Raw genomic sequence first — 22,656 nt, 5'->3', positions numbered from 1 at the left:
TCACATCCCGATCGAGGCGAAGAAGATGGCGAACACGCCGTCCATGACGATGACGAAGAAGATGCCCTTCACCACCGATGCCGTGGTGTGCTGGCCCAGCGACTCGGCGCTGCCCTGCACGGCGAGCCCCTCAACGCAGGCGACGATGCCGATCACGGCCGCCATCACGGGTGCCTTGACGATGCCGACGATGAAATGATCAATCGAGATGGCGTCGCGCAAGCGCAGCAGGAATGCCTCGGGTTGGACGCCGCCATAGAGCCAGGCGACGAGGCCTCCGCCATAGAGCGCCGCCATCGCGCCGAGAAAGGCGAGGATCGGCAGCGCCAGGATCAGTGCCAGCATGCGCGGCAGCACCAGAACCTCGATCGGGTCGAAGCCCATGGTGCGTAGCGCGTCGATCTCCTCGCGCATCTTCATCGAACCGAGCTCGGCGGTATAGGCGCTGCCCGAGCGGCCCGCGACCATGATCGCGACCAGCAGCACGCCGATCTCGCGCAGCACCAGGACGCCGAGCATGTCGACGACGAAGATGTCGGCGCCGAAGCGGCGGAAATGGAAAATACCTTGTTGCGCGATGATGCAGCCGATCAGGAACGTGATCAGCACGACGATCGGCACCGCCCGCCAGCAGACCTGCTCCATGTGGTGGACCGTCGAGGTCAGGCGGAACGAGCTCGGATGGATCAGGACGCGAAAGCCGGCCGCGAGCACCGCGCCGAGCATGTCGACGAGACCAGCCACGGTCCCGGCGACGCCGGCCACGCCCCGGCCGATCTGCTCCAGCATGCCGGTGATGGTGATCGTGTTGCTGTCGGCCACGGGCGCCGCCCTGACCCGCCGCACCTCGTCCACGAGGCTGGAATAATTGGCGGAAAGGCCCGCGATCTGCGCCTCGACAGCGCCTTGGGTGAGGCTGCGGCGCAGCCGCTCGATCAGCCAGGCGCCGAACGTGTCGAGCTTGGCGACCTCGGAGACGTCGATGAAGATGCTTTGCGGGCTACCTGCGAGTTTCTCGGCATCGGCCACCATTCGCTCCAGGACCGGCGCAAAGCTCGCGGTCCAGGTGCCGGTAGCGCAAAGTGCCAGCGCGTTGCCCTTGGCAATCCGCTCCAGCTTCGGATCGCTGCTCAAGATGTCCGCTCCCGTACCGGGGCGGAGAAAATCAGATGGTTGCGCACGCGCCCTTACCCAGAAAAGGTATCCCCAAGTGGTTAATGTTAGTTGATACAGGTAACTAGCAGGTTCAGATTTCGCCAGAGTTCAAAATGACTTCCATGAAACTTGCAGCCCTGGCGGCGCGAATCGAGCGCTTCCCGATCGCGGGCAGCTTCACCATCAGCCGAGGGGCCAAAACCGAGGCGGTGACCGTCGTGGCAGAGGTAAGCCGGGAAGGCCTGACCGGCCGCGGCGAGTGCGTACCCTATCCCCGATACGGCGAGACGCCCGAGGCGACGCTGGCCGCCATCCTGGGCATGCGGGAAGCCGTGGCGGGCGGGCTCACGCGGCAGGCCCTCCAGGCCGCCATGCCGCCCGGCGCCGCTCGCAACGCCCTGGACTGCGCCCTGATCGATCTCGAGGCCAAGGCGGCAGGCCTGCGGGCCTGGAACCTGCTGGGCCGCCCGACGCCCGGAGAGCGCACCACCGCCTACACGATCTCGTTGGCGGCCCCCGAGGCCATGGCGGCGGCAACCGCCAAGGCGGCGCACCGGCCGCTGCTCAAGATCAAGCTCGGCGGCGACGGCGATCCGGAGAGGATCGCGGCGGTGCGCAAGGCCGCTCCCGAATCCGAGCTGATCGTCGATGCCAACGAGGCCTGGACCGAGACCAATCTGGCGCACAATCTCGCCGCCTGCGCCGCAGCGGGCGTGACCCTGGTGGAGCAGCCGCTGCCATCAGGCCAAGACGAGGCGCTGGCGCGGATCAGGCGCCCGCTTGCGGTCTGCGCCGATGAGAGCGTGCATGACCGCTCATCGCTGGCGCCGCTTCGGGACCGATACGACGCCGTGAACATCAAGCTCGACAAGTCCGGCGGCCTCACCGAGGCTCTCGCCATGGCCGACGCTGCCCAGGCGCTCGGCTTCGAGATCATGATCGGCTGCATGGTCGCGACCTCGCTGTCGATGGCCCCGGCCATGCTGATCACCCCGCAGGCCCGCTTCGTCGATCTCGACGGCCCGCTGCTGCTGGCGCGCGACCGCGACCATGGGCTGCGTTACGATGGCAGTCTGGTCTATCCGCCGGATTCTTCGCTCTGGGGATGAGCCGTGAGGCGCCGCCGCGCCGACCAGATCACGAACGCACCGGCGGCTGCCATCGCGGCCATCACGTAATACAGGCCCTCGCCCATGCGGGCGTAGATCGCGCCCGACGCGATCGACGTCGCGGCGCCCAGGAGACCGTTGCACGCGGCGTAATAGCCCTGCCCGCGCGCGATCTGGTGCGGCGGCACGCGCTGCACCAGCAAGTTCATGGTGCCGAGGATGGTCATGCCGAAGCTGAAGCCGTGGCCGAGTTGGGCGATCGCGAGCAGTCCCAGCGGCGGCTCGCTCGCCGTGACGATCCAGCGTACGACGGCGCTGAGCCCCCCGATCGCCATCATCGTGGACGGATGCAGCGTGAAGCGCGGCGACAGCGCGAACACGACGATCTCGGCGATCACGCCGAGTGTCCACAGGCCGGCGATCGTCAGCCCGCTGATCCCATGGAGCTGCCAGTTGATGGCCGAGAACGTGTAATAGGCGACGTGGCTGCCCTGGATCAGTGCCGCCGAGGCGATGATCGCCCAGAAGCCAGCGTCGCGCAGCAGCGCCTTGCCGGCATGCGTCTCCGCAGTCCTGCGCCTGACATCGTCGAGCGGCTGGAGCAGCAGGCTGGCGAGAACCGCAACGACGGCCCATGCGACAATGACCCAGATCAGGTCGCGCGATGCGATGACGTCGACGATATAACCGCAGGCGAGCGAGCCCGCGGCGAACGCCGCCGAGCCCCACAGCCGCAAAGGCCCGTAATCGAGTCCGTAACGCGCGACGCCTCGCAGCGCGTAGGCATCGGTCAGCGGCATCGTCGGCGTCCACATCATGCAGGTCAGCGCATAGATCAGGAACAGCGCGAGCGGCTGCTGCTGCAGGCCGACGGCGGTGAAGCCGATCGCCGTCGCCAGCACCGACGCCATCATGGCGGCGCGAATGGCCTGTCGCTTTTCGGCGAACGCGGTCACTTGCGGCAGCGTGGTGAATCGCGTGATCGCTGGCAACGCATTGATGAGCCCGATCCAGGCCGCGTCGATGCCGATCGCCTTCAGCCAGACGGGGAAGAACGGCAGATGCGTGCCCGAAACCGCGAAGACGGCCGAATAGAACACCGCAAGGCTCACGGCGAATCGCCGCCTCTGCGCCGTTGCGATGGGGATTTGTGATTCGCCTGCCATCAAACCAATTGCGATTCGGTCGATATCGTGGTGATCGTTACAGTAACGCGTACTGATTTGCGCGACGAGATTGTCATGGCCAACGAAGCATTCGCCCTCTCGCCCATGTCTGCCCGCGCGGCCGAGCCGAACGAGCAGGATTACGACGCGATCCGCGAAGCCTTCATGGAGACCGCGCGCGGCCGCTGGTTCCTCGGCGAATACGCCAAGCGCAACCGCAATGCCGACACCCGCATGGTCTTGGACGCGGTCGCAAGGATCGAAGAAACCCTTGCGGCACAGCGTCAACCCGTCGTCGAGGACCGTCTGCCCGAGGCGCTGGTCGAGATCCGCCGCGCCATCGGCGAGGCCGAGGCGATCGCGATCGCGGCGGTCGATCCCGCTGCGATCGAGGCGAGCCTCGCACCGATCCCGCGCGGGGTGCGAATCATCAAGGAGATCTCGTGGCGCTGGCGCGAGATCGGCGCCGACGGGCGAATCTGCGACCTCATTGATTCGCAGCTCGCCTCGATCGAGGCCGCCTGCGAACAGATTTCGACGATCGACCCCCGCGCCGAGCTCAAGGCCGCCTTCGATCTGCTGAAGGATCGGGTCGAGCAGCTCGACGGCGGCGCAACGCCGCAGGCGGCGCCTTCTCCGAGGCAGGAGGCACCGTCTTCAACGGCGGACGTGCCGCGTGCGGAGATTGCGCTTGGCGCGATGGCAAACGAAACCCCCGGGGCTTCTGCGGAGACGCCGCAGGACATCGCGGTGGCTCAGGAAGCCGAAGCAGCTGGCGTCGCTGACACGTTTGCCGCTGCCGAGCAGGGAATGAACGCCGCCGCCGCGCCGGAGAGCGCGCTCGAAAGCCACACTGCCTCTGAAGATACTGCGCTCCATGATGCCGCGCGCGGCAATTCCGCGGGTGACGACGTCGCTCACGAAGCGCTGATCGCAGAGCCTGAGCCGGCTGCTTTCGCAGAAGTGACCGACGAGTTCTCGCTCGACCCCGCCGCGGAAGCCGAAGACGAAGCGATCCTCGATGCCATCGCGCTGGAGATGGCCGCGCCCGATCCGGAATTCGACGAGATCATCGAGCCGGTGGAGATGGAGGCGGCCATGCCGGAGCCGATGGCTGCGGAAATGGCACCTCCCGTTGCCGCGGAGCCGGTCGCGCCCGAGCCGGTCGTCGCAGCGGTCGCGGACGAGCCCGCCGCGGACGCGCCGATCGCGATGGATTCGCTCGCCCGCCTCACCGACGCCATTGCGGAGGCCGCCGCCGAGGTGATGGAACAGCCGGCCATGGCCGCCACGGCTACATTCGCCGCAGCGCCGACCGCAACGCTGCCGATGCCCTCACCCCTGTCCGAGCGCTCGCTCGGCGCCACCATCCTTGCCAGCGGCATCCTGCAAAAGCCCCGCGCACCGGCCAACGACCCGCTCGCGCCGATCCGCCGCATGACCCAGGCCGAGAAGATCGCGTTCTTCTCGTAAGGGGCAAGTTTCTTGCCGCGCCGTTCGCTCTCGTGTCCCGGACAAGCGAAGCGCAGATCCGGGACCCAGAAATCATGAGTGCAACTGCAACATCACCCGCAATTCCAGATCGGCCCGATCGGCGTTCGCGTCCAACACGGACCGAAACTGCCGCCATTGTAGCGGCCCCCGTTGAAGCCTGGCCTGCCGAAATAATGCCACTCGCCGTTCCATCGGTAATATTGCGGAACCGGGTCGATGTACCAGTGACGTCGGTCGGCGCGCGACATTCGCCGCATCGCGTCCTTCTGCTTGTAGAGCGGAATGCTGTTGCTCAGCGGCTGCCGATAGCCCGGCAGGAAGCCGTAGCCTTTCCAGACCGGCTTGGGACGCTTTTGCACGGGCTCAGCGGGCGCGATAGCGGGCAGCAGCGACAGGATGGCAGCAACGAATAGACACACAAGGCGAGACATGGATCGACCATAAACAGGCGAATGCGAGAAGGCCACTCAAATTCGAATGCGAGGCTTTTCGCCGCTTCTGCTCAGTTGCCTCTCTCGATAGTCTGCCGAGGCGCGCCACGAGAGCTGCGCGGACGCATAACAAGTTCCGGAGTGGACCCATGTCTGAGCCCCCGCGCATCGGCGCCTTCGCGATCATTCCAAGCAACGATCTTGCCGCCGCGATTCCGTTTTGGGAACGTCTCGGCTTCGCGCCCACGGGCGGCGATGCCGGCTACGTCATCATGACCGGTTGGGGATGCGAAGTGCATCTCACGCAAGCTGGCGACGACCCGTGGCGGGTGCCTGAGCACAACCCCTTCGGCGTTTTCATTCGCACGCCTGATGTCGAGGCCATCGCCGCGCGCGTGGACGACCTGATCATCCGTCCCGGCGGCGTTCTGCGCCACCGCGAATGGGGCATGTATGAAGTCGGCATCAACGGACCTGACGGTCTGCTCGTCCGGATCGGCTGGCCCTCAGCGCTGATGCGATCACCTAGCTGATCACGCCCTTCCTGATCAGGAAGCAGCCATAGCCCCTGCTGTCTCCCACCTGCACCACGCCAAAGCCCGCCGCCGCCACGCGATAAAAATCCGTCCGCGCGAGCTTGCCGGGACTGACGGTGCGGCCAACTGCGCGCGCGATCTCCGCCAGCACCGCATGCTGCACCTCGGGCACGCGGTCGGGATCGTCCACCGGCGCCATCACACGCACCGGATCCGGGTCGAAATCGTCGAGCGGATAGACCGACATGATGGCGCGGATGGCGGTCTCCATGCTCATGCCCGGCAGCTGGATCAGACGCTGCGACGGCGTGCTTTGCGCGATGCGGGTGGCCGGGTGATTGGCATCGACGAAGACGAGGTCGTCGCCATGGCCCATCGCGGCGAGCAGCCAGAGCAGATCGGGCGTCAGGATCGGATCGATCGTTTTCAGCATGTGGCGGACTATCCTCCCAATCAATCGCCAACCATAGCAGGTTCCAAGCGTGATTCAGATCACGTACGCGGCCATGGTGATAGGGATCACGGACCACGAGCTCGAACGCGGCCAAGCTTCCTCGCAACCAATCTCGCATCGAGATCAGTGCCAAAGGAGCACGCCATGTTCCGCCTAAAGCCTTTCCTGATGACGGCGAGCCTGTTGGGAAGCCTGTTCGGCTTCACCTGCGGGCCCGTTTCCGCGCAAGTCGCCCCGGTTGCCCCGGCTCCCACCGCGCTGCAAGGGCCGGAGCAGCGGGTGGCGCTGGTGATCGGCAATGCGAACTACCTGAACGCGCCGCAGCTTGCGAACCCTGACGATGACGCGCAATCGATGGCGCAGTTCTTGAATTCCGCCGGCTTCGAAGTGGTCGCCGCGACCGATTTGACCCAGAACGACATGCTCCGCGTCGTCCAGGACTTTTCCGCCAAGGTCGCCTCGCGCGGTCCGAACACCGTCGCGATGGTCTACTATGCCGGTCACGGCGTGCAGCTCGCCGGCGAGAATTATCTCGTTCCCGTGGACGCGAAGATCTCCAGCCCCACCGAGCTCGTCAACAATTCGGTGCGCCTCGTCGACGTGATGGCGACCCTGGAGACGATCCCGAGCCGCATGCGTATCGTCATCCTCGATGCCTGCCGCAACAACCCGTTCCCTCAGGTCAATGACGCCGGCCGGGGCCTTGCCATCGTGGACGCACCAAACGGCTCGATCGTCGGCTACTCGACCGCGCCGGGCGCCGAAGCGCTGGACGGCACCAACGGTCACAGCCCTTACACGCAGGCCTTCCTGAACGTCGCGCGCGAGCCCAACGTGCCGATCGAGCAGCTGTTCAAGCGCGTGCGCCTTCAAGTGAACCAGACCACCAGCGGCGCGCAGATCCCGTGGGAGAGCTCGTCGCTGACGAGCGACTTCACCTTCTTCGGTGACACCGCGGTTGCCGCCAACCGCGCGCCGATCAAGGCGCCGGTGGTGCAGATGGCCTCCAACCTGCCGAGCCGCTCGACGCGCCAGGCCTATGACTACGTCGTGTCCGAGGGCCGTCCGGAATACTATCAGGAGTTCATCCGGATGTATCCGCACGATCCGCTGTGCGATCACGTGCGCTGGCTGCTCAAGAATATCCTGATCTCACAGGCCTGGCACAAGGCCGTGCTCACGAACTCGCCGCTTGCCTACAAGAGCTTCCATGACAGCTATGGCAACAGCCCCTACGCGCAAGTGGCGCTGAAGCTGCAGGAGCAGCCGAAGCAGATCCCCCTGATGCAGGCGACCAAGTTCCTCGCGCCCCAGAACATTGCCCCGATCCTCAAGATCGGTAATCTCGGCCAGCCCAAATACATGCCGCTGATGCAGCAGGGCAACGGCGCGCAGGCGAACGGCAACCTGCCCCTCGTGCAGAAACCGATCGACGGCAACGTCATCGGCAAGCTCGGCAATGGCGGCCACATCATCAACCTGCCCTCGGGCAGCAACCAGCCGAACCAGCAGAACGGCACGCCGTCGCAGACCCCGGGGAAGATCGTCACACTGCCTGCGCCGACCAACACGACCAACGGCAATGGCGGCATCGGCAAGATCGTGACCCTGCCGGCGACCAACAACAAGCCGGACGCCAGCGGCGTCAAGCCGGGGAAGATCGTGACCATGCCGGTGAATGTCGGCAAGGGCGGCACGAAGATCGACGGGAAGCCGATCAACGTTCAGACGCAGAACCGCCCGATCCGCGTCAACAACGGCAACACCGGCATCGTGAAGCTCAACAACAATCCGGTCAACAAGGTGCAGGTGCAGACCAACGTGCATCGTCCGCAGCTCAACACGATGCCGAGCCGCATGGTCAGCAGCAGCAGCAACAGCAACTTCCGCCAGTCCATGAACCAGGCGCCGAGCATGAACGGCGGCGGCAATCGCCGCGGCGGCTTCATGCGCTGATCGCGCGGAAAGCGCACACGACAAAAGGGCGGAGCAGCGATGCTCCGCTCCTTTTCTCCATGTCAGCTCTTGAGCACCGTCATTCCGGGATGCGCAGAAAGGCGCAGGCCCGGAAGCGGCAGATTCGGCGGAGCAATGGATTCCGGGCTCTCGCTTCGGGAGCCCCGGAATGACGGCTAGGCCACCAGCTCGGCGAACAGGTCCGCATCGACATTGCCGCCCGAGAGCACGATGACGACGTTCTTGCCCGCGACGTCGAGGCGTCCGGCGAGCAGCGCGGCGAGGCCGACGGCGCCGCCGGGCTCCACCACGAGCTTGAGCTCGCGATAGGCGAAGGCGACGGCCGCGCCGACTTCCTTGTCCGAGGCGGTCACGCCGCGCGCGAGCAGCTTGCTGTTGATCGCAAACGTCATCTCGCCGGGCATCAGGGCCATCAGCGCATCGCAGATGGTGCGGCCTGCGGGCCGATGCGGCTCACGATGGCCGGCGCTCAGCGAAATGCCGTGATCGTCGAATGCCTCGGGCTCGGCCACCACGATCTCGGCCAGCGGATAGCGCGCCTTCACGGCGGTCGCGACCCCGGCGATCAGGCCGCCGCCGGAGGCCGGTGCCACCACGATATCAGGGGCGAGGCCGAGGCTCGCCATGTCCTCGGCGATCTCGCGACCGGCGGTGCCCTGCCCTGCTATCACGAAGGGATCGTCATAGGGCTTGACCAGCGTCGCACCGCGCTTCTCGGCAATGCCGCGCGAGATCGCCTCGCGATCGTCCTTGTCGCGATCGTACAGCACGACCTCGGCGCCGTAGGATTTGGTGCGCTCACGCTTCGACAGCGGCGCATCCGCAGGCATCACGATGGTCGCCTGCATGTCCAGGATCTTTGCCGCGGCCGCCACGCCCTGGGCGTGGTTGCCGGAGGAAAACGCGACGACGCCGCCGGCGCGCTTGTCCTGCGGGATCGAGAACACCTTGTTGAAGGCGCCGCGGAACTTGAACGAGCCGGTGCGCTGGAGCATTTCCGGCTTCAGGAAGACCTTCGCACCGACGCGCTCGTTGAGCACGGGAAAGGACAACAGCGGGGTGCGGATGGCGTAGGGCGCGATCACGCGCGCTGCGGCATCGATGTCGGCAGGGCCGATCGGGAGGAGCTGTTCTGTCATGTCAGACATTATCGCGGCGATTGCGCCGCGGGCAAGACACCTCCGCGCGAGGATCGGAAGCGTTTTCGAGCGAAGAGGATACCGGTTCGCGTCAAGAAGGCGCGTCAAAGCAGAAAAACACCCGTTTCAGGCGACGAAGCGCGGCTGTTCCGCCTCGTTCCGGCCCGGCAGCACGGCGCCGACCGCCTCGATGCTGGCCACGAAAGCCCGGGCCGAGGCCTCCCAGGTATAGTTGGCAGCGAAAGCGACACAGTCCTGCCGGGAGATGTCGAGCGCGGCAAAGCAGGCATTGCGCAGATCGCAGTCGAGCGCGCCGACGGGGGCATCGCCGATCACGTCGCGAGGACCCTTCACCGGGAAGGCCGCCACCGGCAGGCCGCTCGCGAGCGCTTCCAGCAGGACCAGGCCGAACGTGTCGGTCCTGCTCGGGAACACGAAGACGTCGGCGGCGGCATAGATTTCCGCCAGCTCCTCGCCGTGCCTCTCGCCGAGGAAGATCGCATCGGGATAGGCTTCTTCGAGCCCGGCCCGGTCCGGGCCGTCGCCGACGATCACCTTGGTGCCGGGCAGGTCGAGATCGAGGAAAGCTTCGAGATTCTTCTCCACCGCCACTCGCCCGACCGACAGAAACACCGGTGCCGGCAGGCAGAGATCGATCGACCGAGGATGGAACAGATGGGTGTCGACGCCACGCGGCCACAGCACGACATTGTCGAAACCACGCTCGGTCAGCTCGCGGGCAAGCGCGGGCGTTGCCGCCATCACGGCACTGCTGGTGCCATGGAAACGGCGCAGCGCCCGCCAGATCAGCGAGCCCGGAACCGGAACGCGGGCCCGCACATATTCGGGGAAACGGGTGTGGAAGCTGGTCGTGAACGGCAGCTTGCGCTGGCGGCAGTAGCGGCGGACCATCAGGCCGATGGGCCCTTCCGTCGCGATGTGGATGCTGTCGGGACGCGCCTCCTCGATCAGCTCTGCAATCCGCGCCGGGCGCGGCATGGCGAGCCGCACGTCCCGATAGCTCGGCATCGCGAAGGTACGAAACGATTGCGGGGTCAGAAAGGCGAACTCGAGGTCGAGGCTTTTGCCGGCATCAGCAAGCTTGGTCAGCGTCCGAACCACACCGTTGACTTGCGGGTGCCAGGCGTCGGTCGCGACCAGGATGCGCATCAGGCAGCCCTTGCCGCGACCTGCGGGACGGTTGCCGGCTTCTGCACCTGGTCCGCCCAGGTGATGATCTCGAAATGGCCGTCGTCGTGCTCGACCAGCGCGGTGCAGCTCTCGACCCAGTCGCCGCAATTCATGTAGCGGATGCCGGACTCTTCGCGGATTACGGCATAATGGATGTGGCCGCAGATCACGCCATCGGCATCGTAGCGTCGCGCCTCGGCGGCGAGCGCCTGCTCAAACGCGCCGATGTAATTGACGGCGTTCTTGACCTTCTGCTTGGCCCATTGCGACAGCGACCAATAGGGCACCTTGAACAGGCGGCGAAAGAAGTTGACGAAGCGATTCATCTGGATCGCGAAGTCGTAGGCCTTGTCGCCGAGGTGGGCGAGCCAGCGCGCGTTCTGCACCACGAGATCGAAGATGTCGCCGTGGATGACGAGATAGCGCTTGCCGTCGGCGCCGGCGTGAACCGTGTTCTCGACGACGTCGATGCCGCCGAAATGCGTGCCGTAATAGTTGCGCAGGAACTCGTCGTGATTGCCGGGAATGTAGATGATCTTGGCGCCCTTGCGCGCCTTGCGCAGCAGCTTCTGGACGAGGTCGTTGTGCGATTGCGGCCAGTGCCAGCTCGATTTCAGCGCCCAGCCGTCCACGATGTCGCCGACGAGATAGATCGTGTCGGCGTCGTGGTAGCGCAGGAAGTCGAGCAGAAGGTCGGCTTGAGAACCGCGGGCTCCGAGATGAACGTCGGAGATGAACAAGGTGCGAAAGCGCCGCTCAGGGCTCTCGTCACTCACAGCGTAACTTCCCATGCGCCAGCCTGTAACAATGTCCCGTGACAGGGGGATGACCGATTGAACCTTGAGGCACCTCAGATACGAATCAAACTTCGCCTCGCCCTCCCCGCGAATATCAGTCGCATGCGACAATCAGGCGACATGGTGCCGCGGGGCATCGCAAGAAACTACCCTCCCCCTGGAGGAACCCCGGGAGGGGGGAGGGTGAAAGCCAGCGTTGAACGGATGGACGGCCGCGCTGCCGCGGGCGGCCTGCGTCAGTAGAACCTGTGGAAATGATGGATCGGCCCGTGGCCGTGGCCGACGCTGAAGCGGTCCGCGGCGCCGATCGCAGCGCTGATCCAGGCCTTGGCATTGCGCACGGCGTTGTCCAGATCCTCGCCCTTGGCGAGCCCCGCCGCGATCGCCGACGATAGCGAGCAGCCAGTGCCATGGGTGTTGCGGGTGGGGACGCGCGGCGCAGCGAGCGCGATCGTGCTTTCGGCGTCGACCAGATAGTCGATGCTCTCCGCGCCCTCGCCATGCCCGCCCTTGATCAGGACGGCACGGCAGCCGAGCGCCAGCAGGCGGCGCCCCTGCCCTTCGATCTCCGCCTCGCTTGCCGCCACCGGCTCCTCGAGCAGAGCCGCGGCCTCCGGCAGGTTCGGCGTGATCACGGCGGCCAGCGGGATCAGCCTGGTGCGCAGGGCGTCGACGGCTTCGGCGGCCAGCAGGCGGTCGCCCGAGGTCGCCACCATGACGGGATCGAGCACGACGTGCCGGGGCGCCCAGCGTGACAGTGCGGCCGCGATGGCATCGATGCTGGCGACCTGGGCCACCATGCCGATCTTCACCGCGCCGATTTCGAGATCGGAGAACACCGCGTCGATCTGTTCGGTCACGAACGTGGCCGGCACCGCGTGGATGCCGGTGACGCCGCGCGTGTTCTGCGCCGTCAGCGCCGTGATCACGGAGGCGCCGTAGACGCCGAGCGCGGCAAAGGTCTTCAAGTCCGCCTGGATGCCGGCGCCGCCGCTCGAATCGGAGCCTGCGATGGTGAGTGCGACCGGGGTCGTCATGACGGTTTTCCGCGTTCTCGAGCCATGAACCATTTTAGCAAGCCCGCGCCGACCCCAGCAAGTTCGCTTGCTAAATCCGGGCGGTTTTGGCCTATTAGTCGCCAGATACGCTTTCGGAGTGCCCGCGATGGTCCCTTTCTTCGTCCAGATCAAATGCAAGCTCGGCCAGTCCTACACGGTGGCCAATGCGCTTGCCGAAGCCGAGATCGCCTCCGAGATCTACTCCACGGCCGGCCAATACGACCTCCTGGTGAAGTTCTACGTCGACAAGGACACCGACATCGGCCATTTCGTGAACGAGAAGGTGCAGGTGCTGCCGGGCATCCAGGACACCCTCACCATCATCACCTTCAAGGCGTTCGGTACCGGCTAGCTCGAGCTGTCCTAGCTCCCCTGCTTGCGCTTCGGCGGCGTCGGTCCGTCCACCGGCGGCAGCGATTTGAGGTACTCCGCCATCGCCGCGAGATCCTCGTCCGGCAAGTGCGAGGTGTTCTTGATCACGCGCGTCATCGCGCCGCCGACACTGTCGCCATCAGGCAATTCCCCCGTCTTGAGGAAATAGGCGAGGTCCTTCGCGCTCCACTCGCCGAGCCGCTTCTGGGTGATGTTCGGAACCCAGCCCTCACCTTCCGGATTTGGCCCGCCGGCAAAGCGCTCGCCGGAGATGATGCCGCCGAGCGCATTGCGCGGGCTGTGGCATTCGGCGCAATGGCCGAAACTGCTGACGAGATACGCACCGCGATTCCACTGCGGCGACTTGCTGCCGTCGGCAACGAAAGGCTTGCCGTCCATGAACAGGAACTTCCAGATCCCGATGTTGCGGCGGATGTGGAAGGGAAAGCCGACATCGTGGTCACGCACCTTGCCCGCAACGGCCGGCAGCGTCTTCAGATACGCAAAGAGATCGAGCACGTCCTCCCGCCTGGCGTGCTGGTACGAGGTGTAGGGAAACGCCGGAAAGTAGTGCTGCCCGGACGGCGAGACCCCGTGGATCACCGCGTTGATGAAATCGGCGTCCGTCCATTTGCCGATGCCGTCGTTCGGATCCGGCGAGATGTTCGGTGCGTGGAACGTTCCGAACGGCGACTTGATCGCGACGCCGCCACCAAGCCTGAGACGATCGGGTTGATTGGGAACGGCATGGCAGGATGCGCAGCCGCCGGCGTTGAACATCGCCTCGCCATTGGCGAGATCAGGCGAACGGGCCGGGATGGCGCTCGCAGCCGCCACCACGGGCGCACTGAGCCACCAGTAGAGGCCGGCAGCGGCGATCGCGACGAGCAGCGCCACGAAAATTGTTCGTTGCAACATGCGCACCCATTCACTCGTTACGGCGAACTTATGACCGAAGTCGTCGCGGCTCCAGCCACGAAGATTTTAGCCCGCCCTGGCCGAAGACGGGAATAAACTGAAAAGCCGGCTGTTGGAAGTTTGGCAGCCCCGTCGGATTCAACAGGGAGAATGTCATGAACAAGTCCGTCATTGCCGTGTTCGCGCTCGGCGCCGTTGCCTTTGCAGGGTCCGCGAACGCTGAAAAGCTGAAGGCAACGCTGGACGGCAAGGCCGAGGTGCCGGCGACGACCAGCAGCGCCACGGGAACGGCCGATCTCAACTACGATGCCGCCAGCAAGAAACTGTCCTGGACCGTCACTTATTCCGGCCTCTCCGGGCCCGCCACCGCCGCGCATTTCCACGGGCCGGCCGAGGCCGGCAAGAACGCAGGCGTTGCTGTCCCGATCCCGAACGCGGCCTCAAGCCCGGTCAAGGGCGAAGCGACCCTGACTGACGCGCAGGCCGCCGATCTGCTCGGCGGCAAGTACTACATCAACATCCACACGGCGGCGAACCCGGGCGGCGAGATCCGCGGTCAGGTGACGAAGTAGGAATCAAGGCTGCTTCGTCGGGGAAGACCGGACGCAGGAGCGGACGTCCGGCCTCTTCGATTCCAGAGGGCGCTCAGGCCGCGTTCAGCGCCTGCGCGAGGTCGGCGATCAGGTCCGACGGATTTTCGATGCCGATCGATAGTCGGATCGTGGAATCGAGGACGCCGATTTTCCGGCGGATGTCGGCGGGGACGCCGGAATGGGTCATGGTTGCGGGCAGGCTGGCAAGCGATTCCGTTCCGCCGAGGCTCACCGCCAGCTTGAGGATCTGCAGCGCGTTGAGGAACTTCACCGCCGCCTCCTTGCCGCCTTCGATGTCGAAGGAGAAGGTGGATCCCGCACCGAGACACTGCCTCGCAAATGCGCGCCCGGCTGGCGATGCCTCCTCATGATGACCGAGGTAATGGACCTTGGCGACCTTCGGATGATCGCGCAAGAAGTCCGCCACGAGGCGCGCATTGTCGTTGGCCTTCTCCATCCGCAGGCTCAGCGTCTCCAGCGAACGGTTGATCATCCAGCAGGAATGCGGATCGAGCTGGGTCCCAATGGCGCCGCGCAGAGCCTTGATCCCCTTCATGAACGCCTTCGAGCCGAGCGCTGCGCCCGCGATCAAATCGGAATGACCGCCGACATATTTGGTCAGCGAGTACAGCGAGAGGTCCGCACCGTGCTCGATCGGCCGCTGAAACACCGGTCCGAGCAGGGTATTGTCGCAGGCGATGATCGGTGTGTGCCCCTGCGCCTTTCCGATCGCGTCGGCAACACGGCGGATCATCGCGATGTCGACAAGGCCGTTGGTCGGATTGGCCGGCGTCTCGATCAGGATCATCGAAACCCGCCCTTTCCCCATGGCCTCCTCCGACGCCTGCTTGACCGCCGTTTCGTCGATTCCGTCGGCAAAGCCGACGGCGCCGATCGACAGGCGTGCAAGCGTGTTCGTCAGCAGGGTTTCCGTTCCGCCATAGAGCGGCTGGGAGTGCAGGATGACGTCGCCGGGGCGAACGAACGCCAGGATGGTGGTTGAGATGGCCGCCATGCCGGATGAGAACAGCGCGCAACTCTCCGTGCGCTCGTAGATCGCGAGCCTGTCCTCGACGATCTCGCTGTTGGGATGATTGAAGCGCGAATAGACGAGGCCCGCGCCCATGCCTTCCGGCGGCTCGCGCCGGCCGGCGACGTAGTCGAAGAAATCCTGCCCGTCTTCGGCCGTCTTGAACACGAAGGTGGAAGTCAGGAACACCGGCGGCTTGATGGCGCCTTCCGACAATTGCGGATCATAGCCATAGGTCAGCATCAAGGTTTCCGGATGCAGCATATGGTTGCCGATATGGGTCTTGGACGGGAACGGTTTTACCATGGCCTGCCTCGTTGTTGATTCGCTCGCGGCGCTCTGATCACTCGCGATGATGAGGCAATCTGAAGCGGATGCGCCGGTTCCGACAGCTCCCGTCAACGCCGCGGTAACTGAAGCCAAGATAACCGCTCCGCCTGCGATCCGTCAGACCTTGCGAACAGTATTTCCCGTCGAGCTGCAAGGCTCCCATGGACTGATCACGAGGCTTGTAGCCCGGATGAGCGAAGCGACATCCGGGGCAACTGTCAGCTCAGCTGGAGTCCCCGGATCTCGCTTCGCTCATCCGGGCTACGATTACGCAACGGAAATGGGCGGTTGCCTTCGCAACCGCCCGTCATCATTCCAGTGGCTCGAACTCAGCCGTTCTTGATGCGATAGGTTTCGTGGCAGCCGCCGCATTCTTTGCCGATCGCCGGCATACTCGCCTTGAGCGAGTCGAGATCCTTGATCTTGCCTTTGGCTTCGCCGACGACCTTGGCGAAGCTCGCGACCTTCGCATCAAAGCCCGCCTTGTCCTCCCAGACCTTCGGCGAAGCGCTGTAGTCGCCGTCGAGCTTGACGCCCTTGGCGCTGGCCGGAAACAGGTTCGGCAGCTTCTTGGCGGTATCCTCGAACTGCGCCAGCGCGCTGTCCACCGTGGCCTGGTCGTAGGGCTTGTCGCCCTTGACCATCGCCGACATCGCGCCGGCGTTCTTGCCATTGCCCTTCATCAGGGTCTGGACTTCCTTGGCGGAGTCCTGCTGCGCCCAAACGGCGCCCATGCCGAGCAACAGCGCGGCCCCAACAACCAACACTCGCTTCATTCGCAAATCCTTTTTCTGATGCAGGATCGTGCCGACCCCTCGATGTGGCCAACACCGCTTGACAGATTTCATTCCATCCGAGCGCGACGACAGATCGTCGCGCTTGGGATTGTTGGTGGAACATCATGTCCTGCAAACGCGCTTGCGTTCGCCCCTAAAACGCGTTCCGCGTTTGCTGGGGCATCACAGGCTATGACGCCGGTGATGCTCGTTGATCGCGATCCACACCCGCTCCGGCGTTGCTGGCATGTCGATGTGGTCGATCTTGTATTCGCGCCAGAGCCCGTCGACGATGGCGTTGACGATCGCCGGGCAGGAGCCGATCGCACCGGCCTCGCCCGCCCCCTTCACACCCATCGGATTGGTCTTGCAGGGGACGTTGTTGGTCTCGAACACGAAGGCCGGCCCGTCCGCCGCGCGCGGCAGCGCGTAGTCCATGAAGGTCGCGGTGATGAGCTGGCCGTCGGTGGCGCCATACACCACCTGCTCCATCAGCGCTTGGCCGATGCCCTGCATGGCGCCGCCATGCACCTGTCCCGCCAGCAGCAGCGGATTGAGCGTCTTGCCGAAATCGTCCACGATCACGTAGTTGACGATTTTGATGATGCCGGTGGCCGGATCGATCTCGACCTCCGCGACATGGGTGCCGTTCGGATAGGTGCCGTCGGCGCTGGCAAAGGTCGCGCTGCCGTTCAGCTTCGATGGATCGACGCCCGGCCGCTTGGCGAGATCGGCGAACGAGATCGAGCGGTCCGTACCGGCGATGCGCACCACACCCTCGGAGATCTCGAGGTCGCCCGCGCTGGCTTCCAGCGCCTGCGCCGCGATCTCCTTTAGTTTCTGGCCGAGTTCGCGCGTGGCACGCTCGACGCTGACGCCGCCCGAGGGAATCGAGGCCGAGCCGCCGGTGCCGAGGCCCGTTGCGATCTCGTCGGTGTCGCCCTGGTGGATGTGGACGCGCTCGGGTGCGACGCCGAACTGCTCGGCGACGATCTGCGCATAGGCGGTCTGGTGCCCCTGCCCACTCGATTGCGTGCCGATCAGGACGGTGACGTCGCCATTGGGATCGAGCCGCACATTGGCGGTCTCCTCGCCCATGGTGCCGCACACCTCGACATAGCTCGCAAGACCGATGCCGCGGATCAGGCCATGCTTCTTGGCGAGTTTCGCGCGCTTCGGAAACTCCTTCCACTCGGCGATCTCCATCGCGCGCTTCAGATGCGCGGCGAAGTCGCCGGAATCGTAGACCTTGCCGGTGGCGGTCTTGTACGGCAGCGCCTTCGGCTGGATGAAGTTCTTGCGGCGGACCGCGTCCGGCGTCATGTCGAGTTTTCGCGCGCAGGCATCGACCAGACGCTCGATGACGTAGGCCGCCTCAGGCCGGCCCGCGCCGCGATAGGCATCGACCGGCACGCTGTTGGTGAAGATGGTGCGCACCCGGCAGTGAAAGGCCTGGATGTCATAGAGGCCCGGCAGCATGCCGGCGCCGCCGTGGGGGATGTAGGGCCCGAAGGTCGAGAGATACGCGCCCATGTCGCCCATCAGGTCGCAGTCCATGGCGAGGAATTTGCCGTCCTCGGCCAGCGCCATCTTCGCGGTGGTGACATTGTCGCGGCCCTGCGCATCACCCACGAAATGCTCGGTGCGATCGGCCGCCCACTTCACCGCCTTCTTCAGCTGCCGCGCCGCGACCGCCATCAGGGCGTATTCCCGATAGGGAAACAGTTTTGTGCCAAAGCCGCCGCCGACGTCGGGGCAGATGATCCGCATCTTGTCGGTGGGGATGTTGAGCACGTTCTGGCAGAGGATATCGCGCAGGCGATGGCTGCCTTGGCTGCCGATCGTCAGCGTCAGATGGTCGCGCTTGGCATCGTATTCGCAGACCGCGGCGCGCGTCTCCAGGAAGTTCGCGACCACGCGCGGATTGACGATGGAGATCTCGGCCACCGCATGCGCCTTGGCGAAGGCAGCTTCCGTCGCCGCCTTGTCGCCGATCGAGACGTCGAACAGCACGTTGCCCGGCTTGTCCGGCCAGACCTGCGGTGCGCCCTTCTTCACGGCGTTGACGACGCCGGTCACCGCCGGAAGCGGGCTCCATTTGACCTCGATCGCCTCGATCGCGTCGCGGGCCTGGTCGATGGTCTCGGCGACCACGAAGGCGATGGCATCGCCGACATGGCGCACCTCGTCCTTGGCGAGGATCGGGTAAGGCGGTCCGGTGAACGGATCGGTCTCGAGATTGAACAGGCAAGGCAGATTGCCGAGATCCGCAACGTCCTCGGCGGTCAGGATCAGCGCGACGCCGGGGAGCCCGCGGGCGCGGCTCACATCGATGCTGTATTTGGCATGCGCATGCGGCGAGCGCAGCATCAGGCAGCGGAGCGCAGCTTGCGGCGCGTAATCGTCGGTATAGCGGCCCTTGCCGCGGATGAGCGCGTCATCCTCCTTGCGCAGCACGCTTTGGCCAACGCCGAACTTGATGGGAGCCGCCATTTTGTTTTCCCGTTCTCATGGTTGTTTTGCGGGCCATATTGCCGTGGAAAAACTGGCAAGGCAAACGGGTTTGGGCATGCGCATTGGCCGCTGGCCCGGGAACGCGCCGCGCCCCTTACCTTGTGGATACAGAATTGCGCCGCAAACAAGACCTCATCCTGGGGAGCCCGCCAAAGGCGGGCGTCTCGGAGGATCGGCCGCAAAGAAACACCCCGCCAAGCTCACTTACATCCCACCACGGCTCCAAATATCCGCGGCGCGATCTCTCAGCCTCTCGATCGCGCGTTCAGGCGTGATGTGGTCGATCTCGCCACGAGTCAGGCCGACGTCCATCAACTCCCTGTCATTCAGGTCCTGCAAGGTGACCCGTGAGCGCTGCCGCCGCTCCCGAAGCGCGCGCCAGTATCGCCTGAGCAGGCTCAGGACGACGGAGAGGTCGAGGCGAAGTCTCGCGGCATCGCGCTCCGTCGCAGCCACGGTGTTCGTCTGTTGGGGTGGCATCGGATGCTCCTGCTGTTGAGCCGGCAGGGAGCGTGGCCAAAGAAAAGGCCCCGTCCGATGCCGGCGGGGCCTGGTGGAAAAGATGTCGTCGTCGAATTCCTAGCGCACGACTCCTCCCACCGCCCAGCCGAAGCGGGTGACGTGGTTGCGGTTGAGTTTGCGCGACGATTTGATCATGAGCCGCATGTACCACAACCGCCGCGCAAAATCAAGAGATGTGCGGATGCCCACTGCATCCTAAGGGCGAGCGCTTCGCTCCGAGACTTATCCGCGTATCAGTGCGATCAACCAGCTTCGACCGAACAGCACGAAGATTGCAAGCGCGTAGACGATGGTGCCGCCGACAGCCAGCAGGAGCAGCGTCGCCTCGTCCCGGAAGTGCATCGGGCCCAGCCAAGAAGGACTGAAGTGCGCGATCAGCCAGAACGCGGCAGCCAGGATCAGTCCGGTCAGCAGGAATTTGGCGAGCGACAACAGCCAGGCGCGGTCCAGCACGAGAAAGCCTCGCCGCACGGCAAAAAAGAGCACGAGCAGGAGATTCGTCCAGATCCCAACGGCGGTCGCCAGCGCAAGACCGATCTGGGCAAGAGAGCCCATCAATGCGAACTTTAACGCGACGTTGACGGCGATGCCCGTCAGTGAGGCGCGGACCGGCGTCGCGGTATCCTTGCGCGCATAGAAGGTCGCGATCGCGCTGCGGATCAGCACGGCCGGGATCAAGGCAATCGCATAGGCCGCGAGCGTTGCGCCGGCCGCGGCTGCGTCCGCTTTGGAGAAAGCGCCGTGGGCGAACAGGGCGCGCATGATCTCGCCAGGGACCGTGAGAAAAGCCGCGACGAACGGCACCGAGAAGAGGAGCGTGAAATCGAAGGCACGGCGCTGCGATTTCATCGCGCCGTCCTGGTCATTCGCCGTGATCCGCCGCGACATCTCCGGCAGAAGTACCGTGCCGATGGCGATGCCGATCACGCCGATCGGCAACTGATACAGCCGGTCGGCATAATAGAGCGCCGAAAGGGCACCTGCGGGAAGGAACGTCGCAATAATGGTGTCGGCGAACATTGCCACCTGCGTGCCCATAGAACCCAGCGTCGCAGGCCCGAGCGCCTTGAAGAAGCCGCGGACGTCTTCGTCCAGCTTGAGCGGTGCAAAGCGCGGCAGGCCGCCATGGCGCGCGAGATCGCCGGCCAGCAGGAAATATTGCAGGAAGCCGGAGATGAGCACGCCCCAGGCGGCGGCGTGGCCCGCGGTCGGAAACCAGGCGGCGAGCGCCAGCGTCATCATCATCGCGACGTTGAGGAAGATCGACGCCGCCGCCGCGCTGGCGAAACGCTGCATCACGTTGAGCATGCCGCCATAGAGCGTCACCAGCGTGATCAGCAGGAGGTAGGGAAAGGTGATCCGGGTCAGCTCGATCGCGAGCTTGCGCTGCTCGGCGTCCTCGGAAAAGCCCGGCGCCAAAATGCTCATGGCCTGCGGCATGAACAGCCAGGCGGCAACCAGCAGCACCACCTGCGAGGCCAGGAGCAGCGTGAAGATGCGGTCGGCGAACAGGCTTGCCGCGGCCGGGCCCTTCTCGCCATTGACGTGCGCATAGGCCGGCACCCAGGCCGCGTTGAAGGCGCCCTCGGCGAAGATCGCGCGGAAATGATTGGGCAGCCGCAGCGCCACGAAAAAGGCGTCGGCCACGGGGCCGGCGCCGAGAATCGCCGCGAGCATGATGTCGCGGGCAAATCCCGTCACCCGCGAGAGCAGCGTAAAGCCACCAACCGTGAAGATGCGTCCGAGCATGCGCCTGTTTTAGAGCATGGCGCGATTAGGTCTAGGTGCAAGCGGCGGGGAAGGTGTGCTCCCTCCTCCGCTTGCGGGGGAGGGTCGGGGAGAGGGTGTCTCGACGACGAAGACTCCCCCAGAGGACATAGCCCTCACCCGCGCCTTCGCCGCGACCTGTTCCGCTTCACGCGGGAGAGGTGGACCTCAGCCCGCCAGTGCGCCGCGGACGGCGGCGATCACCCGCTCCTGGTCGGCTTCGGTCAAATAGGCATGCATCGGCAGGCTGATGACGTCCTGCGACAGGCTCTCGCAACCCGGCAGCCCGCCCTCGGCGACCGGATAGTGCTTGTAGGCGGTCTGCTGATGCATCGACTTGCCGTAATAGATCGCGGTCGGCACGCCCTGGGCTTTCAGCGCGGCCGCGAAGCCGTCGCGATCGGTGCCTTTGGGGAGGCGGATGGTGTATTGCGCCCAGACCGACGTGTTGTCGGCCGCCAGCCGCGGCACGGTGACGACATTGGACAGGCCGCGCGCATAGCGTTCCGCGACCCTGTTGCGGGCGGCGATCTCGTCGTCGAAGATCTTCAGCTTCTCGATCAGGATCGCGGCCTGCATGGTGTCCAGCCGACCGGTCAGGCCGAGGCGGACGTTGTCGTATTTGTCGACGCCCTGCCCGTGCACGCGGATGCTGCGCAGCGTGGTTGCGAGTTCGTCGTCATCGGTGAAGATCGCGCCGCCGTCGCCGAAGCAGCCGAGCGGTTTGGCCGGGAAGAAGCTGGTCGCGGTGGCATGCCCGATGGTGCCGAGCTTGCGGCCCTTGTAGCTCGCGCCAAAGCCTTGCGCGGCGTCGTCGAGCACGAACAGGCCTTCGGCCTTCGCGATCTCGGCGATGGAATCGTGGTCGGCGGGCTGGCCGAACAGGTCGACAGGAATCACTGCGACGGGCTTGAGGCCGGCCTTGCGGGCGCTCGCGATGCCGCGCTTCAGCGACTCCGGGCTCATGTTGAAGGTTGCTTCGTCCACGTCGACATAGACCGGCGTCGCGCCGGTCCGCGCCACCGGCGAGGCCGTCGCGATGAAGGTGAAGGATGGACACAATACGGCATCGCCGGGACCGAACTTCTTCGCCATCATCACCATCAGGATCGCGTCGGTGCCGCTGGCGCAGCCGATCACGTGCTTGGCGCCGCAATAGGCCGCAAGCTGCTTCTCGAGCTCGAAGACCTCGGGGCCGTTCACGAACTGGCAATGATCGAGAACCCGCGTCACGGCCGCATCGAGCGAAGCACCGAGCCGGCGCCGCTGCGTGCCGACGTCGATGAAGGGAATGGGATCGGAACGCAGATGCTGGTTCATGGCGCCT

General features: G+C 65.2%; 21 protein-coding genes. 6 read left to right on the top strand and 15 right to left on the bottom strand.

All coding sequences use genetic code 11. From position 1 onward, the window contains the following. Entirely contained in the window at positions 1 to 1,134 is a 1,134-nt protein-coding gene (locus ACYCVF_RS04965; protein ID WP_459597481.1) for an MlaE family ABC transporter permease, read from the bottom strand. 134 nt (positions 1,135 to 1,268) lie between these two features. Here ACYCVF_RS04965 and dgcA point away from each other — a divergent pair, with 134 nt between their 5' ends. Next, complete coding sequence (gene dgcA / locus ACYCVF_RS04960; protein ID WP_459597479.1) at positions 1,269 to 2,264, top strand: N-acetyl-D-Glu racemase DgcA; 996 nt, start codon at positions 1,269 to 1,271, stop codon at positions 2,262 to 2,264. On the opposite strand, the gene ACYCVF_RS04955 is transcribed toward dgcA, so the two are convergent. Continuing rightward, entirely contained in the window at positions 2,234 to 3,430 is a 1,197-nt protein-coding gene (locus ACYCVF_RS04955; RefSeq protein ID WP_459597477.1) for an MFS transporter, read from the bottom strand. The genes dgcA and ACYCVF_RS04955 overlap by 31 nt on opposite strands. 75 nt (positions 3,431 to 3,505) lie before the next feature. Here ACYCVF_RS04955 and ACYCVF_RS04950 point away from each other — a divergent pair, with 75 nt between their 5' ends. Then, positions 3,506 to 4,903 carry a hypothetical protein gene (locus ACYCVF_RS04950; protein WP_459597475.1) on the top strand — a complete coding sequence of 466 codons (1,398 nt, stop codon included), beginning with the start codon at positions 3,506 to 3,508 and terminating at the stop codon, positions 4,901 to 4,903. Between the two features lie 92 nt (positions 4,904 to 4,995). On the opposite strand, the gene ACYCVF_RS04945 is transcribed toward ACYCVF_RS04950, so the two are convergent. Then, positions 4,996 to 5,355 (bottom strand): hypothetical protein, encoded by a 360-nt coding sequence (locus ACYCVF_RS04945; protein ID WP_459597473.1) that lies wholly within the window; start codon positions 5,353 to 5,355, stop codon positions 4,996 to 4,998. Between the two features lie 149 nt (positions 5,356 to 5,504). Here ACYCVF_RS04945 and ACYCVF_RS04940 point away from each other — a divergent pair, with 149 nt between their 5' ends. Continuing rightward, a complete protein-coding gene (locus ACYCVF_RS04940; RefSeq protein WP_459597470.1) occupies positions 5,505 to 5,888 on the top strand; it encodes a VOC family protein in 384 nt (127 codons plus the stop codon). Here ACYCVF_RS04940 and ACYCVF_RS04935 read toward each other — a convergent pair. Next, a complete protein-coding gene (locus tag ACYCVF_RS04935) occupies positions 5,881 to 6,324 on the bottom strand; it encodes an RbsD/FucU family protein (RefSeq protein ID WP_459597468.1) in 444 nt (147 codons plus the stop codon). The two genes, ACYCVF_RS04940 and ACYCVF_RS04935, sit on opposite strands and share 8 nt — an antisense overlap. Before the next feature lie 165 nt (positions 6,325 to 6,489). Between ACYCVF_RS04935 and ACYCVF_RS04930 the strand changes: the two genes are divergently transcribed. After that, the gene (locus tag ACYCVF_RS04930; RefSeq protein WP_459597466.1) at positions 6,490 to 8,301 is read left to right on the top strand and encodes a caspase family protein; all 1,812 of its coding nucleotides are present in this window, start codon (positions 6,490 to 6,492) and stop codon (positions 8,299 to 8,301) included. A 176-nt stretch (positions 8,302 to 8,477) separates the two neighbouring features. Here ACYCVF_RS04930 and ACYCVF_RS04925 read toward each other — a convergent pair whose 3' ends face one another. From ACYCVF_RS04925 to thiD, 4 genes are all read right to left on the bottom strand, one after another. Continuing rightward, complete coding sequence (locus tag ACYCVF_RS04925) at positions 8,478 to 9,461, bottom strand: threonine/serine dehydratase (RefSeq protein WP_459597464.1); 984 nt, start codon at positions 9,459 to 9,461, stop codon at positions 8,478 to 8,480. A 126-nt stretch (positions 9,462 to 9,587) separates the two neighbouring features. After that, a complete protein-coding gene (locus ACYCVF_RS04920) occupies positions 9,588 to 10,631 on the bottom strand; it encodes a glycosyltransferase family 4 protein (protein ID WP_459597462.1) in 1,044 nt (347 codons plus the stop codon). Continuing rightward, entirely contained in the window at positions 10,631 to 11,443 is an 813-nt protein-coding gene (locus ACYCVF_RS04915) for a UDP-2,3-diacylglucosamine diphosphatase (RefSeq protein WP_459597460.1), read from the bottom strand. The genes ACYCVF_RS04920 and ACYCVF_RS04915 overlap by 1 nt, the downstream gene beginning before the upstream one ends. A gap of 242 nt (positions 11,444 to 11,685) precedes the next feature. Next, complete coding sequence (gene thiD / locus ACYCVF_RS04910; protein ID WP_459597458.1) at positions 11,686 to 12,486, bottom strand: bifunctional hydroxymethylpyrimidine kinase/phosphomethylpyrimidine kinase; 801 nt, start codon at positions 12,484 to 12,486, stop codon at positions 11,686 to 11,688. Between the two features lie 127 nt (positions 12,487 to 12,613). On the opposite strand from thiD, the gene ACYCVF_RS04905 reads away from it, so the two are divergent. Then, the gene (locus ACYCVF_RS04905; protein WP_018642903.1) at positions 12,614 to 12,859 is read left to right on the top strand and encodes an Lrp/AsnC ligand binding domain-containing protein; all 246 of its coding nucleotides are present in this window, start codon (positions 12,614 to 12,616) and stop codon (positions 12,857 to 12,859) included. Positions 12,860 to 12,870: 11 nt separating this feature from the next. On the opposite strand, the gene ACYCVF_RS04900 is transcribed toward ACYCVF_RS04905, so the two are convergent. Beyond that, a complete protein-coding gene (locus ACYCVF_RS04900; protein ID WP_459597455.1) occupies positions 12,871 to 13,797 on the bottom strand; it encodes a c-type cytochrome in 927 nt (308 codons plus the stop codon). Between the two features lie 155 nt (positions 13,798 to 13,952). On the opposite strand from ACYCVF_RS04900, the gene ACYCVF_RS04895 reads away from it, so the two are divergent. Next, complete coding sequence (locus ACYCVF_RS04895) at positions 13,953 to 14,369, top strand: CHRD domain-containing protein (RefSeq protein ID WP_028182282.1); 417 nt, start codon at positions 13,953 to 13,955, stop codon at positions 14,367 to 14,369. 73 nt (positions 14,370 to 14,442) lie between these two features. On the opposite strand, the gene ACYCVF_RS04890 is transcribed toward ACYCVF_RS04895, so the two are convergent. The 6 genes from ACYCVF_RS04890 to ACYCVF_RS04865 form a co-directional block, all read right to left on the bottom strand. Beyond that, positions 14,443 to 15,726: a cystathionine gamma-synthase family protein gene (locus ACYCVF_RS04890; protein ID WP_459597452.1), complete on the bottom strand. Its 1,284-nt coding sequence runs from the start codon at positions 15,724 to 15,726 to the stop codon at positions 14,443 to 14,445. A gap of 353 nt (positions 15,727 to 16,079) precedes the next feature. Continuing rightward, positions 16,080 to 16,526, bottom strand: coding sequence for a c-type cytochrome (locus ACYCVF_RS04885; protein WP_459597450.1), 447 nt, complete (start codon positions 16,524 to 16,526; stop codon positions 16,080 to 16,082). A gap of 183 nt (positions 16,527 to 16,709) precedes the next feature. Next, the gene (locus ACYCVF_RS04880; RefSeq protein ID WP_459597448.1) at positions 16,710 to 19,019 is read right to left on the bottom strand and encodes a xanthine dehydrogenase family protein molybdopterin-binding subunit; all 2,310 of its coding nucleotides are present in this window, start codon (positions 19,017 to 19,019) and stop codon (positions 16,710 to 16,712) included. Positions 19,020 to 19,244: 225 nt separating this feature from the next. Continuing rightward, positions 19,245 to 19,520 carry a DUF1127 domain-containing protein gene (locus ACYCVF_RS04875; protein WP_459597446.1) on the bottom strand — a complete coding sequence of 92 codons (276 nt, stop codon included), beginning with the start codon at positions 19,518 to 19,520 and terminating at the stop codon, positions 19,245 to 19,247. Between the two features lie 264 nt (positions 19,521 to 19,784). Then, positions 19,785 to 21,311, bottom strand: a complete 1,527-nt coding sequence (gene murJ / locus ACYCVF_RS04870; RefSeq protein WP_459597444.1) for a murein biosynthesis integral membrane protein MurJ — start codon at positions 21,309 to 21,311, stop codon at positions 19,785 to 19,787. Between the two features lie 186 nt (positions 21,312 to 21,497). Next, positions 21,498 to 22,649, bottom strand: coding sequence for a DegT/DnrJ/EryC1/StrS family aminotransferase (locus ACYCVF_RS04865; RefSeq protein WP_459598007.1), 1,152 nt, complete (start codon positions 22,647 to 22,649; stop codon positions 21,498 to 21,500). Positions 22,650 to 22,656 lie beyond the last annotated feature (7 nt).

Source organism: Bradyrhizobium cedriense (genome assembly GCF_054602315.1).
The sequence above is the reverse complement of the archived record's forward strand: the minus strand, read 5'-3'. Positions and strand labels throughout refer to the sequence as shown.

Excerpts from the sequence above, each read along its gene's own strand:
- dgcA (WP_459597479.1), top strand. The coding sequence starts at position 1,269 with ATGACTTCCATGAAACTTGCAGCCCTGGCGGCGCGAATCGAGCGCTTC.
- ACYCVF_RS04955 (WP_459597477.1), bottom strand. The coding sequence starts at position 3,430 with ATGGCAGGCGAATCACAAATCCCCATCGCAACGGCGCAGAGGCGGCGA.
- ACYCVF_RS04950 (WP_459597475.1), top strand. The coding sequence starts at position 3,506 with ATGGCCAACGAAGCATTCGCCCTCTCGCCCATGTCTGCCCGCGCGGCC.
- ACYCVF_RS04945 (WP_459597473.1), bottom strand. The coding sequence starts at position 5,355 with ATGTCTCGCCTTGTGTGTCTATTCGTTGCTGCCATCCTGTCGCTGCTG.
- ACYCVF_RS04940 (WP_459597470.1), top strand. The coding sequence starts at position 5,505 with ATGTCTGAGCCCCCGCGCATCGGCGCCTTCGCGATCATTCCAAGCAAC.
- ACYCVF_RS04935 (WP_459597468.1), bottom strand. The coding sequence starts at position 6,324 with ATGCTGAAAACGATCGATCCGATCCTGACGCCCGATCTGCTCTGGCTG.
- ACYCVF_RS04930 (WP_459597466.1), top strand. The coding sequence starts at position 6,490 with ATGTTCCGCCTAAAGCCTTTCCTGATGACGGCGAGCCTGTTGGGAAGC.
- ACYCVF_RS04925 (WP_459597464.1), bottom strand. The coding sequence starts at position 9,461 with ATGACAGAACAGCTCCTCCCGATCGGCCCTGCCGACATCGATGCCGCA.
- ACYCVF_RS04920 (WP_459597462.1), bottom strand. The coding sequence starts at position 10,631 with ATGCGCATCCTGGTCGCGACCGACGCCTGGCACCCGCAAGTCAACGGT.
- ACYCVF_RS04915 (WP_459597460.1), bottom strand. The coding sequence starts at position 11,443 with ATGGGAAGTTACGCTGTGAGTGACGAGAGCCCTGAGCGGCGCTTTCGC.
- thiD (WP_459597458.1), bottom strand. The coding sequence starts at position 12,486 with ATGACGACCCCGGTCGCACTCACCATCGCAGGCTCCGATTCGAGCGGC.
- ACYCVF_RS04905 (WP_018642903.1), top strand. The coding sequence starts at position 12,614 with ATGGTCCCTTTCTTCGTCCAGATCAAATGCAAGCTCGGCCAGTCCTAC.
- ACYCVF_RS04900 (WP_459597455.1), bottom strand. The coding sequence starts at position 13,797 with ATGTTGCAACGAACAATTTTCGTGGCGCTGCTCGTCGCGATCGCCGCT.
- ACYCVF_RS04895 (WP_028182282.1), top strand. The coding sequence starts at position 13,953 with ATGAACAAGTCCGTCATTGCCGTGTTCGCGCTCGGCGCCGTTGCCTTT.
- ACYCVF_RS04890 (WP_459597452.1), bottom strand. The coding sequence starts at position 15,726 with ATGGTAAAACCGTTCCCGTCCAAGACCCATATCGGCAACCATATGCTG.
- ACYCVF_RS04885 (WP_459597450.1), bottom strand. The coding sequence starts at position 16,526 with ATGAAGCGAGTGTTGGTTGTTGGGGCCGCGCTGTTGCTCGGCATGGGC.
- ACYCVF_RS04880 (WP_459597448.1), bottom strand. The coding sequence starts at position 19,019 with ATGGCGGCTCCCATCAAGTTCGGCGTTGGCCAAAGCGTGCTGCGCAAG.
- ACYCVF_RS04875 (WP_459597446.1), bottom strand. The coding sequence starts at position 19,520 with ATGCCACCCCAACAGACGAACACCGTGGCTGCGACGGAGCGCGATGCC.
- murJ (WP_459597444.1), bottom strand. The coding sequence starts at position 21,311 with ATGCTCGGACGCATCTTCACGGTTGGTGGCTTTACGCTGCTCTCGCGG.
- ACYCVF_RS04865 (WP_459598007.1), bottom strand. The coding sequence starts at position 22,649 with ATGAACCAGCATCTGCGTTCCGATCCCATTCCCTTCATCGACGTCGGC.